Origin of the sequence: Rothia kristinae, from assembly GCF_016028855.1 — a bacterium.
Lineage (GTDB): Bacteria > Actinomycetota > Actinomycetes > Actinomycetales > Micrococcaceae > Rothia > Rothia kristinae.
This window is the reverse complement of the sequence record NZ_CP065738.1, coordinates 1,693,899-1,707,428: the sequence shown is the minus strand read 5'-3', so window position 1 is coordinate 1,707,428 and position 13,530 is coordinate 1,693,899. Positions and strand designations below refer to the sequence as shown.

The 13,530-nt window shown below is 73.6% G+C and carries 12 protein-coding genes; 1 reads left to right on the top strand and 11 read right to left on the bottom strand.

All coding sequences use genetic code 11. The annotated features are described in order from the left end of the window. Positions 1-11: 11 nt before the first annotated feature. The 5 genes from I6G21_RS07535 to I6G21_RS07515 all read right to left on the bottom strand — a co-directional run bounded on the left by I6G21_RS07535 (position 12) and on the right by I6G21_RS07515 (position 6,549). Complete coding sequence (locus tag I6G21_RS07535) at positions 12-2,375, bottom strand: HelD family protein (RefSeq protein ID WP_129357889.1); 2,364 nt, start codon at positions 2,373-2,375, stop codon at positions 12-14. Between the two features lie 48 nt (positions 2,376-2,423). After that, on the bottom strand, positions 2,424-3,008 hold the full coding sequence (locus I6G21_RS07530) for an adenine phosphoribosyltransferase (protein ID WP_129357888.1): 585 nt from the start codon (positions 3,006-3,008) through the stop codon (positions 2,424-2,426). 169 nt (positions 3,009-3,177) lie between these two features. Further along, entirely contained in the window at positions 3,178-4,623 is a 1,446-nt protein-coding gene (argH, locus tag I6G21_RS07525; RefSeq protein ID WP_058743496.1) for an argininosuccinate lyase, read from the bottom strand. Next, positions 4,623-5,825 carry an argininosuccinate synthase gene (locus I6G21_RS07520; protein ID WP_061225899.1) on the bottom strand — a complete coding sequence of 401 codons (1,203 nt, stop codon included), beginning with the start codon at positions 5,823-5,825 and terminating at the stop codon, positions 4,623-4,625. Before I6G21_RS07520 ends, argH begins: the two co-directional genes overlap by 1 nt. Positions 5,826-5,931: 106 nt before the next feature. Continuing rightward, positions 5,932-6,549: a hypothetical protein gene (locus tag I6G21_RS07515; protein ID WP_058731794.1), complete on the bottom strand. Its 618-nt coding sequence runs from the start codon at positions 6,547-6,549 to the stop codon at positions 5,932-5,934. Between the two features lie 218 nt (positions 6,550-6,767). On the opposite strand from I6G21_RS07515, the gene I6G21_RS07510 reads away from it, so the two are divergent. Further along, entirely contained in the window at positions 6,768-7,217 is a 450-nt protein-coding gene (locus tag I6G21_RS07510) for an ankyrin repeat domain-containing protein (RefSeq protein WP_129357887.1), read from the top strand. A gap of 70 nt (positions 7,218-7,287) precedes the next feature. On the opposite strand, the gene I6G21_RS07505 is transcribed toward I6G21_RS07510, so the two are convergent. From I6G21_RS07505 to argC, 6 genes are all read right to left on the bottom strand, one after another. Then, positions 7,288-7,776 carry an arginine repressor gene (locus tag I6G21_RS07505; RefSeq protein ID WP_058731526.1) on the bottom strand — a complete coding sequence of 163 codons (489 nt, stop codon included), beginning with the start codon at positions 7,774-7,776 and terminating at the stop codon, positions 7,288-7,290. Then, positions 7,773-8,726 (bottom strand): ornithine carbamoyltransferase, encoded by a 954-nt coding sequence (gene argF / locus I6G21_RS07500; protein ID WP_129357886.1) that lies wholly within the window; start codon positions 8,724-8,726, stop codon positions 7,773-7,775. Before argF ends, I6G21_RS07505 begins: the two co-directional genes overlap by 4 nt. A 69-nt stretch (positions 8,727-8,795) precedes the next feature. After that, complete coding sequence (locus tag I6G21_RS07495) at positions 8,796-10,031, bottom strand: acetylornithine transaminase (protein WP_129357885.1); 1,236 nt, start codon at positions 10,029-10,031, stop codon at positions 8,796-8,798. Next, positions 10,028-11,077 carry an acetylglutamate kinase gene (argB, locus tag I6G21_RS07490; protein ID WP_129357884.1) on the bottom strand — a complete coding sequence of 350 codons (1,050 nt, stop codon included), beginning with the start codon at positions 11,075-11,077 and terminating at the stop codon, positions 10,028-10,030. The genes I6G21_RS07495 and argB overlap by 4 nt, the downstream gene beginning before the upstream one ends. Before the next feature lie 33 nt (positions 11,078-11,110). Continuing rightward, on the bottom strand, positions 11,111-12,319 hold the full coding sequence (argJ, locus tag I6G21_RS07485; protein ID WP_404434939.1) for a bifunctional glutamate N-acetyltransferase/amino-acid acetyltransferase ArgJ: 1,209 nt from the start codon (positions 12,317-12,319) through the stop codon (positions 11,111-11,113). A gap of 2 nt (positions 12,320-12,321) precedes the next feature. Continuing rightward, positions 12,322-13,386 carry an N-acetyl-gamma-glutamyl-phosphate reductase gene (argC, locus tag I6G21_RS07480; protein WP_061225903.1) on the bottom strand — a complete coding sequence of 355 codons (1,065 nt, stop codon included), beginning with the start codon at positions 13,384-13,386 and terminating at the stop codon, positions 12,322-12,324. Between the last annotated feature and the right edge of the window lie 144 nt (positions 13,387-13,530).

Sequence of the window (13,530 nt, the reverse complement as noted above, 5' to 3'; positions counted from 1 at the left end):
AGCCAGCGGTCTCAGTCCAGGCCCGCCGGCATCGGCCCGGAGGAGACCAGGGTGAGCCGCTGGGTCGGGCGGGTCATCGCCACGTACAGGTCCCCCAGCCGACCCTCGGCCGCCTGCACCAGGGCGTTCGGCTCGGCGATCACGACGGCGTCGAACTCCAGGCCCTTGGCCTCCCACGGGCTGAGCACCAGGATCTGGCGCTGCCGGGCCCCACCGCCGGTGCCGCTGCGCGCGCCGAAGGCCTCCACCACGGCCGCGGCCACCGCGTCGTGCTGCTCGGGTGCGGCCACCACGCCCACGAGTCCGCCGGGCACCAGCTCCAGGTCCCGGGCCACGGCCTCGACGACGCCGGCCGGGACGTCCCCGGTGCGCACCAGCTGCGGCGCCCACCGCCCCTCGCGCACGGCCCGCGGCGCGGAGACCTCCAGCCCCGAGGCCCGGGCGACCTCGACCGCCGCACGGGCGATCTGCGCGGGGGTGCGGTAGTTGACGGTCAGCTCCTCCAGGGTGAAGCGCTCCCCCACGAAGGGCTCGAGGGCCTCGGCCCAGCTGTGCGCGGCCGCCGGTGCCGAGGCCTGGGCGATATCCCCGACCACCGTGAAGGACTTCATGGGGCACCGGCGCATCAGCAGCCGCCACTGCATCGGGGAGAGCTCCTGGGCCTCATCGACCACCACGTGCCCGTAGGCCCAGGTGCGGTCGGCCGTCGCGGCCTCCGCCGCGCTCATCCGCGCCGGGCCCACCGCGTTGAGGTCAGCGAGCATCTGGGCGGTGACCACCCCGTCGGCCCCGACATCGGCCAGGGACTCCTCCACGTTCTCGATGGCCTTGGCCGCGTTCTCCAGGTCCGCGCTGCGCTGGGCGGCCGCCCGGGCCGCGGCCGTGCCGACCGCCGCCTCGAAGTCCCCGAGCAGCTCCGCGGCCTCGTCCAGCAGCGGGGCGTCGGCCTCGGTGAACGGGGCCGAGGCCTCCCGGCGCAGCAGCTGACGCTGGGCCGGGTCCAGCGCCCGGGCGGCCGAGTCCAGGTAGCGGGGCTTGGCGAACAGGTCGCGCAGCAGGGTCTGCGGGCTCAGCGGCAGCCAGGCCAGGTTCAGCGCGACCCGCACATCCCGGGAGGTGCGCACATCCTCGGGCAGCCAGTCGCGGGCGACGTCGTTGCCGGTCTCCCGGGTCAGCTGCTCCTGCAGCTTCTCGGCCAGCTCCCGCACCAGGATCTTCACGAAGGTCTCCCGCGCCTGGTTGTGGGGCTTGCCTGTGGCCCGGGCCCGCTCCCGGGCCGAGCGCACCTGCTGCGGGGTCAGCTCCACGACCGCCGAGCCCACGGTGAGCCGCTGGGTCTGGGTCGGGACCTTCTGCCGGTCGCGCACGGCCCGGCGGATGACCTCGGCCATCTGCAGCGATCCCTTGATCCGGGCGACCTCGGGATCCCGCTCCGGTACCCCGTGCTCCCCGGGGAACAGGTCCGCCAGCGAGGACATGACCACACCGGTCTCCCCCAGGGAGGGCAGGACCCGCTCGATGTACCACAGGAACGAGGTGGAGGGCCCAACGACGAGGACCCCGGACTTCCCCAGCCGCTCCCGGTGGGTGTACAGCAGGTAGGCCGCCCGGTGCAGGGCCACCGCGGTCTTGCCGGTGCCCGGCCCCCCCTGCACGACGCGCACCCCGGGCAGCGGGGCGCGGATGATGCGGTCCTGCTCCGCCTGGATGGTCGCCACGATGTCCCCCATGCGCCCGGTGCGCCGCCGGTTCAGGGCCGCCAGCAGCGCCCCCTCCCCGTGCAGCGCCTCGGCGTCGTCCAGGAAGCTCGGGTCCAGCACGTCGTCCTCGATGCCGCGCAGGGTGCGCCCCTCCAGGATCAGGTGGCGACGCCGGGCCACGCCCTGGCGGTCGAAGGCGGTGGCCTGGTAGAAGGTCCCGGCCTCGGGGGCCCGCCAGTCCACCAGCAGCCGGCCGTGCTCGGCGTCGGTCAGCCCGATCCGCCCGACGTAGCGGCGCGTGCGGTCCTCCAGATCCAGGCGCCCGAAGACCAGGCGGTGATCCACCGCCTCCAGCTGGGCCAGCCGGTCCTCGTAATGGGTCGCGTAGGCGTCGCGCTCCGAGCGGTTCTGGTGCGATCCGGCGGCTCCGGCCCGCCGCACCCCGGCCAGCTTGGCCGCGGTCTCCTCGCGGACCTCGTCCAGGCGGGCGTAGAGCCGATCCACGTACGCCCCCTCCTCCCTCAGGGCGGCCTCCAGCTGGCGGCGCCAGGCGGCCTGCTCGGATTCCGAGGCCTGCTCGGAGGCGGGCGCCTCGGCGTCGTCCTGCGGCGGGGCGCTGACCTCCGAGTCGGCCTCGACGGCGTCGCGAGGGGCGGAAGCGGGGTGCTGGGTCATGGAAACGGGCACGCTCCTGTTCAGAGAAGACCGGGGTGGGCGCGGGGATCAGACGGTGTACAGGGCTCGCACGGCGTCGGCGGGCAGGGGCTCCGGGGCGCCCTCGGTGCGGGTCAGCGCCGATGCGCCGACCAGCGCCTCGCGCCCGCCGAGCCCGTCCAGCTCCATGGCCACCCCGACGCCGGCCACCCGGTACCCGGCCCGGCGCACCAGGCGCACCGCGGCCGCCAGCGTCCCTCCGGTGGCCAGGATGTCGTCCAGGATCAGCACCCGCGCCCCGTCGGGCAGGTCGTCCCGGTGGATCTCCAGGGTCGCGGAGCCGTATTCGAGGTCGTAGTCCTCGGCGTAGGTCTCCCGGGGCAGCTTGCCCTGCTTGCGCACCGGCACGACCCCCACGCCCGCGGCGTAGGCCGCCGCCGAGGCCAGCAGGAAGCCGCGGGCCTCGACCCCGGCCACGGCGTCGAAGGTGCCCTCGAAGCGCTCCACCATCGCGTCCACGACGGTGCGGAAGGCCCGGCCGTCGGCGAAGACGGGGGTGAGATCGCGGAAGAGGATGCCCGGCTTCGGGTAGTCCGGGATCAGGGCGCAGGTGTCGGCGATGAGGCGGGCGGCGGTGGAGTGGGCATCGTGCATGGGCGGCGCTTCAGTCTTCCGGTGACGGGGCTCCCCGGCGGGGAGAGGGCACACCACAGGCTACGCCACCGGCCGGGTGCGGCGGGAGCCGACGCCGCGGCGAGGGGGCGCGGGAAGGGCCCGGCCCCGGGGGATCCGGGAGCCGGGCCCTTCGGCCGCGGGGAGGGGGTCAGGAGATCCGCTGCTCGCGGGCGGCGAAATCCCGGGCGGGTGCCAGCTGCTCGCGCAGGGCCCGCAGCTGATCGGCCACCGCGGAGGGGGCGGTGCCGCCCTGGGAGGAGCGGGACTCCAGGGAGCCGCGCACGGTGAGCACCTCGCGCACGCCGGGGGTCAGGTGCTCGGAGATCTCAGCGAAATCCGCGTCCGTGAGGTCCCACAGCTCGCAGTCCTGCTCCTCGCACACGCGCACGGCCTCGCCGGCGATCTCGTGGGCGTCGCGGAACGGCACCCCCTGGCGCACCAGCCACTCGGCGACGTCGGTGGCCAGGGCGAAGCCCTGCGGGGCCAGCTCGGCCAGCCGAGCTTCGTGCACCGTGAGGGTGGCGATCATCCCGGAGACCGCCGGCAGCAGGACCTCGAGCTGATCGATCGCGTCGAAGATCGGCTCCTTGTCCTCCTGCAGGTCCCGGTTGTACGCCAGCGGCAGGGCCTTGAGGGTGGCCAGCAGGCCCGCGTGGTCCCCGATCAGGCGCCCGGCCTTGCCGCGGGCCAGCTCCGCGATGTCCGGGTTCTTCTTCTGCGGCATGATCGAGGAGCCCGTGGAGAAGGCGTCGTCCAGGGTCACGAAGGAGAACTCCTTGGTGGCCCAGAGGATGATCTCCTCGCTGATCCGGGACAGGTCCACCGCGATCATCGCGGTGATCCAGGAGAACTCCGCGTACACGTCCCGCCCGGCGGTCCCGTCGATGGAGTTCCAGGTGGCGGAGTCGAAGCCCAGCTCGGCGGCGACGGCGTTGGGGTCCAGCCCCAGGGAGGACCCAGCCAGGGCCCCCGAGCCGTACGGGGAGACCGCGGCCCGGGCATCCCAGTCGAGGAAGCGCTGCAGGTCCCGGGACAGGGCCCAGGCGTGGGCCAGCAGGTGGTGGCTGAGCAGCACCGGCTGGGCGTGCTGCAGGTGCGTGCGTCCCGGCATCGGCGCGTACGGGTGGGCCTCGGCCTGCCCGATCAGGGCGTCGACGACGCCGAGCACCTCCCGGGCGATGATCCCGGCGTGGTCGCGCAGGTACATCCGCCCCAGGGTGGCGATCTGGTCGTTGCGCGAGCGCCCCGCGCGCAGCTTGCCGCCCAGGGCGGGCCCGGCCCGCTCGATCAGGCCCTTCTCCAGCGCCCCGTGCACGTCCTCATCGCCCGGGGCCGGCGCGTAGGCCCCGGAGCGCACGTCGGCCTCGAGTTCGTCCAGGGCCGCGAGCATCCCGTCCAGCTCGGCGTCGGTGAGCAGCTCGCGGGCGTGCAGCACCCGGGCGTGGGCACGGGAGCCGGCGATGTCGTACGGGGCCAGGCGCCAGTCGAACTGGGTGGACTTGGACAGGGCCGCGAGCGCGTCCGCCGGGCCGCCGGCGAAGCGCCCGCCCCACAGGGCGCCGTCGTTGGTGCCGTGCTTGGCGTGCTCGGCCATCACAGCCCCAGCCGCTGGTCCCGGGCGGAGGCGACCTTGGAGGACATCCCGAACAGCTCGATGAAGCCCTTGGCCTGGGACTGGTCGAAGGAGTCGCCCTCGTCGTAGGTGGCCAGGTTGAAGTCGTACAGGGAGGTCTCGGAGCGCCGCCCGGTCACGGTGGCCTTCCCGCCGTGCAGCTGCATCCGGATGTCCCCAGAGACCATCTGCTGGGTGTCGGCGATGAAGGCGTCCAGGGACTTCTTCAGCGGGGAGAACCACTGGCCGTCGTAGACCAGCTCGGTCCAGCGCTGGCCCACGGTCTTCTTGAACCGGGCCTGCTCCCGCTCCAGGGTCACGTTCTCCAGCTCCCGGTGCGCGGCGATCAGGGCCATCGCGCCGGGGGCCTCGTAGATCTCGCGGGACTTGATGCCCACCAGCCGGTCCTCGACGATGTCGATCCGGCCCACGCCCTGGGCGCCGGCCCGCTGGTTCATGATCTGGATGGCCTCCAGCGGGGTCACGGCCTGCCCGTCGATCGCGGTGGGCACGCCCTGCTCGAAGGTGATGACGACCTCGTCCGGGGCCGGCGGGAAGCCCGGGTCGTCGGTGTAGTCGTAGACGTCCTTGGTGGGTCCGTTCCAGATGTCCTCGAGGTAGCCGGTCTCCACGGCCCGGCCCCACACGTTCTGGTCGATGGAGAACGGGTTCTTCTTGGTGGTGATGATCGGCAGGCCGTTGGCCTCGGCGTAGGCGATGGCCTTCTCCCGGGTCAGGGCCAGGTCCCGCACGGGGGCGATGCACTGCAGGTCCGGGCCGAGGGTCTGGATGCCGACCTCGAAGCGCACCTGGTCGTTGCCCTTGCCGGTGCAGCCGTGGGCCACGGTGGTGGCGCCGAACTGCTGGGCGGCGGCCACCAGGTGCTTGACGATGACGGGCCGGGAGACTGCCGAGACCAGCGGGTAGGCGTCCATGTACAGGGCGTTGGCCTGCAGGGCGGGCATGCAGTACCCGGCGGCGAACTCCTCGCGGGCGTCGGCGACGTAGGCCTCCACGGCCCCGCAGTCCAGGGCGCGCTGCCGGACGGTCTCCAGATCCTCCCCGCCCTGTCCGACGTCCACGGCCACGGCGATGACCTCCGCGCCCGTGGCCTCGCCGATCCAGCCGATGGCCACGGAGGTGTCCAGTCCTCCGGAGTACGCCAGCACTACCCGATCCGTCATGTCTCTCGCCTTCCTCGCGGTGTGGCGCGGCGCGGACCCGCTGGGCCCGCGCCGCGCATCGTCATGAATGACTATACAGATATTCGTTTATTTATGCACTCCGGGGTCAGGCGCCCGGGGCGTCGCACGTGACCGGGGTGAAGGTCACCGTGGCCTGGCAGGTGTAGGTGTCCCCGCGGCGGACCGCGGCCGTGCCCCCCACGGCCTTGGCGGTGAACTGATATCCGCCGGCGGAGCCGGCCGGCACCTGACCGTGGAAGGTGATGGTGAAGGAATCGGCGTTCTCGACGACCGTGGCCGGGGGCAGCTCCTGGGTGAAATCATCCGGATGCGCGGCCCCGAACTTCTTGAAACCCGCGAGGCTGTAGGAGGTGGGGGTGGTCGGGGTGGTCCAAGAGGGATCGAAGGGGATGGTGACCACGGCACCGTCCTCCAGGCCCTGCGGGAAGCCCAGCGGGATCCGCCAGTTCAGGGTCTCACCCGAGACCCAGTGCTGGATCGAGGCCTCCCCCGGAGGGGTGGAGTCGTAGGTGACCAGGTTGTCGAAGTTGACGTTCGAATAGTTGTCGTCCGTGTACACGATCCGGGACTTCAGGTACCACCGGGATTCCACGGGGTGGCAGCTGACGGCCAGGGCCGGGACGGCGGAGGCCGCCGCGAGGACCGGGAGGGACCACGCGGCCCCCTTCACGAGGGTGCGGCGGGTGGGTGCGAGGGTGTTCATGATGGGTCCTCCGAGGCAGCGGGCCGACCCGCGGCCCGGGCCGGCCACGACGGTGTGTCCGATCTCATCCAACCACGTTCGCGCCGATCCCGCCCCACCCGAGACCCCGCCCGGCGTGTCGGCCCGGCGTCCCGGCCCTCCTCCGTCCCGCTCCCACCCCGAGTGTACTACGTTGGGGCATCGTCACCGTGCATCGTCCACCGCGAAGGAGCCCGCCCATGTCCGCCGAGCAGAATCCGCACGCCGAGCCGCAGACCCCGGACGGCGCCGCCCCGCTGTCCGACCGGGAGCTGGAGGCCCTGAACCAGGTCTTCGACCTCGCCCGGGACGGCCGGACCGAACAGCTGGCGGCCGTGCTGGAGCAGGGGATCCCGGTGAACCTGACCAACGCCAACGGCGACACCCTGCTGATCCTGGCCGCCTACCGGCAGCAGCCCGAGGTGGTGCGCCTGCTGCTGGAGCGCGGGGCCGATGCGGACCGGCTCAACGACCGCGGTCAGACCGCCCTGGTCTGCGCCGTGTTCCGCAACCACGAGCCGATCGCCCGGATGCTGCTGGAGGCCGGCGCCGACGCGAGCCAGGGCCACCAGAGCCCGGAGGCCGTGGCCGCCTTCTTCGGCCTGCCCGGCATGACCCGCCTGCTGGCCGAGCACCGCGGCGGCGCCTGAGCCGCGGCCGAGCCAGCCCTCCCACCCCCGTGCGGGGCCGGCCCGTGCGCGGACCGGGCGAGGCGCCGGCTCAGCTCGCCGGCGTCTGCGACCACTCGAGGAAGCGCTGCGCCAGCGCCGCCCCGCCCTGGGGATCCCGGGTGATGACCATGACCGTGTCGTCCCCGGCGATCGTGCCCATCGCCTCGGGGATCGCCGTCTGATCCAGGGCCGAGGCCAGGAACTGGGCGGCCCCGGCCGGGGTGCGCAGCAGCACGATGTTGGCGCTGGCCTCGGCGGTGATCAGCAGATCCTTGAACAGCCCCGCTAGCCGCTGGGGCGGCTCCTGGCCGCGCGGCTGCTCGGTGCCGGCCACCGCGTAGACCAGCACCCCGTCCGGCCCGCGCAGGCGCTGCGCGCCGATCTCCACCAGATCCCGGGACAGCGTCGCCTGGGTGGCCTTCAGCCCGTCCGCGGCCAGCACCCGCGCCAGCTCCGACTGCGAGCGGATCGAGCGCTGCTCCAGCACCTCGACGATGCGGGCCTGCCTGGCCGTCTTCGTCGCCGGGATCCCGCTCATCGCAGCAGCTCCTCCCCGGCCAGCCCCGAGCGGACCATCAGCCAGGTCAGCAGCGCCTTCTGCGCGTGCAGGCGGTTCTCCGCCTCATCCCACACCGCCGAGCGCGGCCCGTCGATCACGCCCTCGGTGACCTCCATGCCCCGATACGCGGGCAGGCAGTGCAGGAACACCGCCTCCCGCCCCGCGCGGGACATCAGATCCTCATCCACCCGGTAGTCCGCGAAGACCTCCAGACGCTCCGCCTTCTCCTCCTCCTGGCCCATGGACACCCACGTGTCGGTCACGACGACGTCGGCCCCGTCGGCGGCCTCGGCCGGGTCCTCCGTGAGCAGCACGGACCCGCCGGTGGCCTCGGCCCGCGCCCGGGCGGCGTCGAGCACCGCGGTGGGCAGCTGGTGGGAGGCCGGCCCGGCCAGGCGCACGTGCATCCCGGCCGTGACTCCGCCGGCGGCGTAGGAGGCCGCCATGTTGTTGCCGCAGTCCCCGACGTAGGCCAGGGTCCGCCCGGTCAGATCCGCCCCGAAGCGCTCCCGCACGGTGAGCAGATCCGCGAGGATCTGGCAGGGGTGCCAGTCATCGGACAGCGCGTTGACCACCGGGACCGTGGCGTGACGGGCCATCTCCTCCAGCCCGGACTGGGCGTAGGTGCGCCACACGATGGTGGAGACCATGCGGGTCAGCACCCGCACGGTGTCCGCGACGGATTCCTTGTGCCCCAGCTGGGACTCCCCCGGGTTGATCACCAGGGGGTTCCCGCCCAGGGCGGCGATCCCGGCGTGGAAGGAGACCCGGGTACGGGTGGAGGTCTTGTCGAACAGCACCGCGACGGTCTGCGGGCCCGCATAGGGCCGGCGGGCGTACGGGTCGGCCTTCATGCGCGCGGCGAGGTCCAGAACCTCGGACTGCTCGGCCGGGGTGAGGTCCAGGTCGGTGAGGAAGTGGCGGATCATGGGGCTCCTTCGCCGGCCCGGGCTCTGAGGGTCCGGGCCGGGATGCGGTCGGTCGGCGGTTCGGTCGGGTCAGTCGGCGGTGGCGGCGTCGGCGAGGATGCCGGGCAGCGCGTCCAGGAAGGTGCGGGCCTGGTCTGCGGTGAGCACCAGCGGCGGGGCCAGGCGCAGGGTGTTCGGGCCGGTGGCGTTGATGATGAATCCGGCGCGCCGGGCCGCGGCGACGACGTCGGGCCCGGCGGGGGCGGCCCGCTCGTCGTCGGGCGCAGTCAGGTCAGCCCCGATCAGCAGGCCCCGCCCGCGCACCGCGCCGATGCCCGGGGTCGCGGCCAGGCCCTCGCGCAGGTGCGCTCCGACCTCGCGGGCGCGGGTCAGCAGGTCCTCGTCGCGCAGGGCCCGGATCGTGGCCAGCCCGGCGGCGGTGGCCAGGGGGTTGCCCCCGAAGGTCGTGCCGTGGCTGCCCGGGGCCAGGGCACCGGTGGCCTCGGGGGTCAGGGCGAGCATCGCCCCGATGGGGAAGCCCCCGCCCAGGCCCTTGGCCAGGGTGATCAGGTCCGGGCGCTGCCCCGGGTCCCCGAGCACGCGCAGGGACTCCAGCCACAGCCCGGTCCGGCCCATCCCGGTCTGCACCTCGTCCACCACCAGCAGCGCGCCGTGCTCGCGGGTCAGCCGGCGGGCGGCCAGCAGCAGCTCCTCCGGCAGCGGGTGCACCCCGGCCTCGCCCTGGATGGGCTCCAGGATCACCCCGGCGACATCATCGCCCATCGCCTCCTCCAGGGCCTGCGCCGTCGGGGGGATGAACTGGACCCCGCCGGGCAGCGGCTCGAAGGGCTCCCGGTAGGCCGGCTTCCAGGTGGCCGCCAGGGCCCCCGCGGTGCGCCCGTGGAAGGCGTGCTCCAGGGCCAGGATCCGGCGGGCCCGGGGCTCGCGGGCGTTGCCGTGGGCGCGCACGGCCTTCAGGGCCGCCTCATTCGCCTCGGTCCCGGAATTGGCGAAGAAGACGCGGGAGCCGGCCGGGGCGTCGGCGATCTCCAGGAGGGTGCGGGCCAGCTCGATCTGCTGCGGGGTGGTGAAGAAGTTCGAGACGTGCTGGAGGCGGTGGGCCTGGGCCGCGACGGCGTCGGCCCAGGCGGGGTGGGCGTAGCCGAGGCTGTTGACCGCGATCCCGGCCATCAGATCCAGGTAGGTGCGCCCGGCGGCGTCGGTGACCTCGCAGCCGGAGCCCTCGGTGAGCACCAGCGCGGGCTGCCCGAACACGTCGAGCAGGTCCTTCCGGTAGGCGTCCAGATAATCGGCGGGCTGGCTCATGCTGTCCTTCCGTGGGGTGCGGTCTCGGCGGGCGGGGCCGCGGGGGTTTCGTGGGTGCGCAGCGGGTCGATCACCACGAAATCGGCCAGGGGCTTGGGTTCGGGGGCGGGGCCGGTGACCTGGGTGCCGATGCCGGAGTCGGTGAAGATCTCCAGCAGCGGGGAGTGGGCCCGGCGCCCGTCCACGACGGCGGCGGTGGGCACCCCGTTCTCCACGGCTCCCAGGCAGGCGCCCATCTTGGGGATCATCCCGGCGTCCAGCCCGGGCAGCAGCTCGCGCAGCTCCTCGGTGCTCAGGGAGCTGATCAGCGAATCCCGGTTCGGCCAGTCCGCGTAGAGCCCTTCGACGTCGGTGAGCACCACGAGCTTGGCGGCCCCGATCGCCGCGGCCACCGCGGCCGCGGCGGTGTCGGCGTTGACGTTGAGCACCTCGCCGGTGAGGGTGTCCTGCGGCAGGCCCCGATCCAGCGCCCGCTCGCCCATGATCTCCGGGGCGATCGAGGAGATCACCGGGATCTTGCCGGCCTCGATCATGGACAGGATCGCGGTGGTGTTGACCCCGACGACCTCTCCGACCAGGCCCAGGTCCGTCTCCTGCCCGTCCACCACGGTGGTGATGCGCCGGGCGCGCAGCAGGCCGCCGTCCTCCCCGGACATGCCCACCGCGTGCGGGCCGTGGGCGTTGATCAGCCCCACCAGCTCCCGGGCCACCTGCCCGGTCAGCACCATGCGCACCACCTCCATGGCCTCCGGGGTGGTGTAGCGCAGGCCCCCGCGGAACTCGCTGGGGATCTCCAGACGCTCGAGCATCGCGGTGATCTGGGGGCCGCCGCCGTGCACGACGACGGGGCGGATGCCCACCGCGCGCAGGAAGACCATGTCCGCGGCGAAGGCCGCGCGCAGGGACTCGTCGACCATGGCGTTGCCGCCGTATTTGAAGACCATGATGGATCCGGCGTAGCGCTGCATCCAGGGCAGCGCCTCCATCAGGGTCTGCGCCTTCAGCTGGGCGGTCTCGTAGCGGGTGCTGGGGCTGGTCTGGGCCATGGGGCTCCTCGTCAGGGTGGATGCGAAGGGTGCTCAGCTGGAGTAGGCCGAGTTCTCCTCGACGTAGTCGTGGGTGAGGTCGTTGGTCCAGATCACCGCGGATTCCGGGCCGGCCGCCAGGTCGATCTCGATGACCACCCTCCGGTCCCCGGCCAGGTCCACCAGGGAGCGGTCCTGCCCGATCATCCCGGCCCGGCAGACCATGACCCCGTTGATGCTCACGTCCACGTGCTCGGGCTCGTACTCGGCGGCGGTGGTGCCGACCTCGGAGAGGATCCGCCCCCAGTTGGGGTCATTGCCGAAGATCGCGGTCTTCACGAGGTTGGAGCGGGCCACGGCCCGGGAGACCTCCAGGGCCTGGGCCTCGCTCGCCGCGCCCACGGTGCGCACGTGCACGTCGTGGCTGGCGCCCTCGGCGTCGCCGATCAGCTGCAGCGCGAGGTCCTCGCACAGGGCCGTGAGCCCGCGGGCGAACTCCTCGGGGTCGGGGGCGATCCCGCTGGCCCCGGAGGCCAGCAGGGTCACGGTGTCGTTGGTGGACATGCAGCCGTCGGAATCGGCCCGGTCGAAGCTCAGCGAGGCGGCGGTGCGCAGCGCGGTCTCGGCCCGCTCCGGATCCAGGGAGGCGTCCGTGGCCAGGACCACGAGCATCGTGGCCAGTCCGGGCGCGAGCATGCCCGCACCCTTGGCGATCCCGGCCAGGTGGACCTCGCCCTGCTCGGTCGTGAGCGTGAGGGCCGCCTGCTTGGGCACGGTGTCGGTGGTCATGATGGCCCGGGCCGCGGCGCGGGCGTGGGCCTCGTCCGAGGCCAGGTCCCCGCAGGCCCGCTCCAGGCCGGCCAGCAGCTTCTCCAGGGGCAGCTGCTCCCCGATCAGCCCGGTGGAGCAGACCAGGACGTCCCCGGCGGCGATGCCCAGGTGCTCGGCCGCGGCCTCGGCGGTGCGGTGGGCGGCGGCGAAGCCCTCGGGCCCGGTGCAGGCGTTGGCCCCGCCGGAGTTGAGCACGACGGCGTCGGCCCGCCCGTCCGAGACCACTTCCCGGGACCACAGCACAGGCGCGGCGGCGAAGCGGTTGCGGGTGAACACGGCCGCGGCCGTGTGCTCGGGTCCGAGCACGCGCACCAGCGCCAGGTCCGGGGCACCGCTGGCCTTCAGCCCGGCGGTGGTCCCGGTGCAGGCCAGCCCCGCGACGGTCTCCAAGCCGGCGCAGCGATCGACGGGCAGATCGGAGTGGTCGGGGATGCTCACGGGGCGAGTCCTTCCTGAGGCAGCCCGGTGGTCTCCGGCAGACCGAGGGCGAGGTTCACGGATTGGATGGCACCGCCGGCGGTGCCCTTGACGAGGTTGTCGATCGCGCAGACGACGACCACCCGCCCGGCGGCTTCGTCCACGGCCAGCTGCAGCTGAGCGGAGTTGGCGCCCTGCACGTTCTGCGTGGCCGGCCAGAGTCCTTCTGGCAGCAGGTGCACGAAGGGCTCCTCGGCGTAGGCGGCCTCCCACGCCGCGCGCACGGCGGCCGGGCCGACCCCGGGGCTCAGCCGGGCCGTGGCGGTGGCGAGGATCCCCCGGGGCATCGGCGCCAGCGTCGGGGTGAAGCTCAGGCTCACCTCGGCTCCGGCGGCCCGGGATAAGCCCTGGCGGATCTCCGGGACGTGGCGGTGGATGCCGCCGACCCCGTACGGGGACATCGACCCCATGACCTCGCTGCCCAGCAGATGCGGCTTCGCGGACTTCCCGGCCCCGGAGGTCCCGGAGGCGGCCACGACCACGAGGTCCTGCGGCTGCACCACCCCGGCGGCCAGGCCGGGGGCCAGGGCCAGCTGCACGGCCGTCGGGTAGCAGCCGGGCACGGCGATGCGGCGCGCGGTGCGCAGGGTCTCGCGCTGCCGGGGGGCCTTCGCCTCACCGGTTCCGGGGCCGGTGAGCAGCTCGGGCAGGCCGTAGGGCCAGTGCCCGGCGTGCTCGGTGCCGTAGAAGCGCGCCCAGTCGGCGGGGTCCTCGAGGCGGTGATCCGCCCCGGCGTCCACGACGACCGTCTCCTCCGGCAGGGCCGCGGCCACCTGCGCGCTGGCTCCGTGGGGCAGGGCCAGGAAGACGATGTCGTGGCCGGAGAGCACCTCGGGGGTGGTCTCCTGCACGGTGAGGTGGGCGTAGCGGGGCAGGTGAGGGGCGAGCGCGCCGAAGGAGGAGCCGGCGCTGGCCCCGGCGGCCAGCGTGGTGACCTCGATCTCGGGATGCCCGGCGAGCAGGCGCAGGACCTCTCCCCCGGCGTATCCGGTGGCCCCGGAGACCGCTGCGGTGTATGTCATGGGCCCACCCTACCGCAGATTTATGCATTGGCCTAAATATTTATGCATCGGGTGAGGGCGTCCCCCTCCCTGCGATCCGCCCCGGGCCTACGATGGGTGAGGACCGAGAACCGCGAGGCCGGGCACCCGCAGGGCCCCGGCCGG

What these genes read in the sequence shown, in the direction of transcription:
- I6G21_RS07535 (WP_129357889.1), bottom strand. Translation starts at nt 2,375, where the DNA reads ATGACCCAGCACCCCGCTTCCGCCCCTCGCGACGCCGTCGAGGCCGAC.
- I6G21_RS07530 (WP_129357888.1), bottom strand. Translation starts at nt 3,008, where the DNA reads ATGCACGATGCCCACTCCACCGCCGCCCGCCTCATCGCCGACACCTGC.
- argH (WP_058743496.1), bottom strand. Translation starts at nt 4,623, where the DNA reads ATGGCCGAGCACGCCAAGCACGGCACCAACGACGGCGCCCTGTGGGGC.
- I6G21_RS07520 (WP_061225899.1), bottom strand. Translation starts at nt 5,825, where the DNA reads ATGACGGATCGGGTAGTGCTGGCGTACTCCGGAGGACTGGACACCTCC.
- I6G21_RS07515 (WP_058731794.1), bottom strand. Translation starts at nt 6,549, where the DNA reads ATGAACACCCTCGCACCCACCCGCCGCACCCTCGTGAAGGGGGCCGCG.
- I6G21_RS07510 (WP_129357887.1), top strand. Translation starts at nt 6,768, where the DNA reads ATGTCCGCCGAGCAGAATCCGCACGCCGAGCCGCAGACCCCGGACGGC.
- I6G21_RS07505 (WP_058731526.1), bottom strand. Translation starts at nt 7,776, where the DNA reads ATGAGCGGGATCCCGGCGACGAAGACGGCCAGGCAGGCCCGCATCGTC.
- argF (WP_129357886.1), bottom strand. Translation starts at nt 8,726, where the DNA reads ATGATCCGCCACTTCCTCACCGACCTGGACCTCACCCCGGCCGAGCAG.
- I6G21_RS07495 (WP_129357885.1), bottom strand. Translation starts at nt 10,031, where the DNA reads ATGAGCCAGCCCGCCGATTATCTGGACGCCTACCGGAAGGACCTGCTC.
- argB (WP_129357884.1), bottom strand. Translation starts at nt 11,077, where the DNA reads ATGGCCCAGACCAGCCCCAGCACCCGCTACGAGACCGCCCAGCTGAAG.
- argC (WP_061225903.1), bottom strand. Translation starts at nt 13,386, where the DNA reads ATGACATACACCGCAGCGGTCTCCGGGGCCACCGGATACGCCGGGGGA.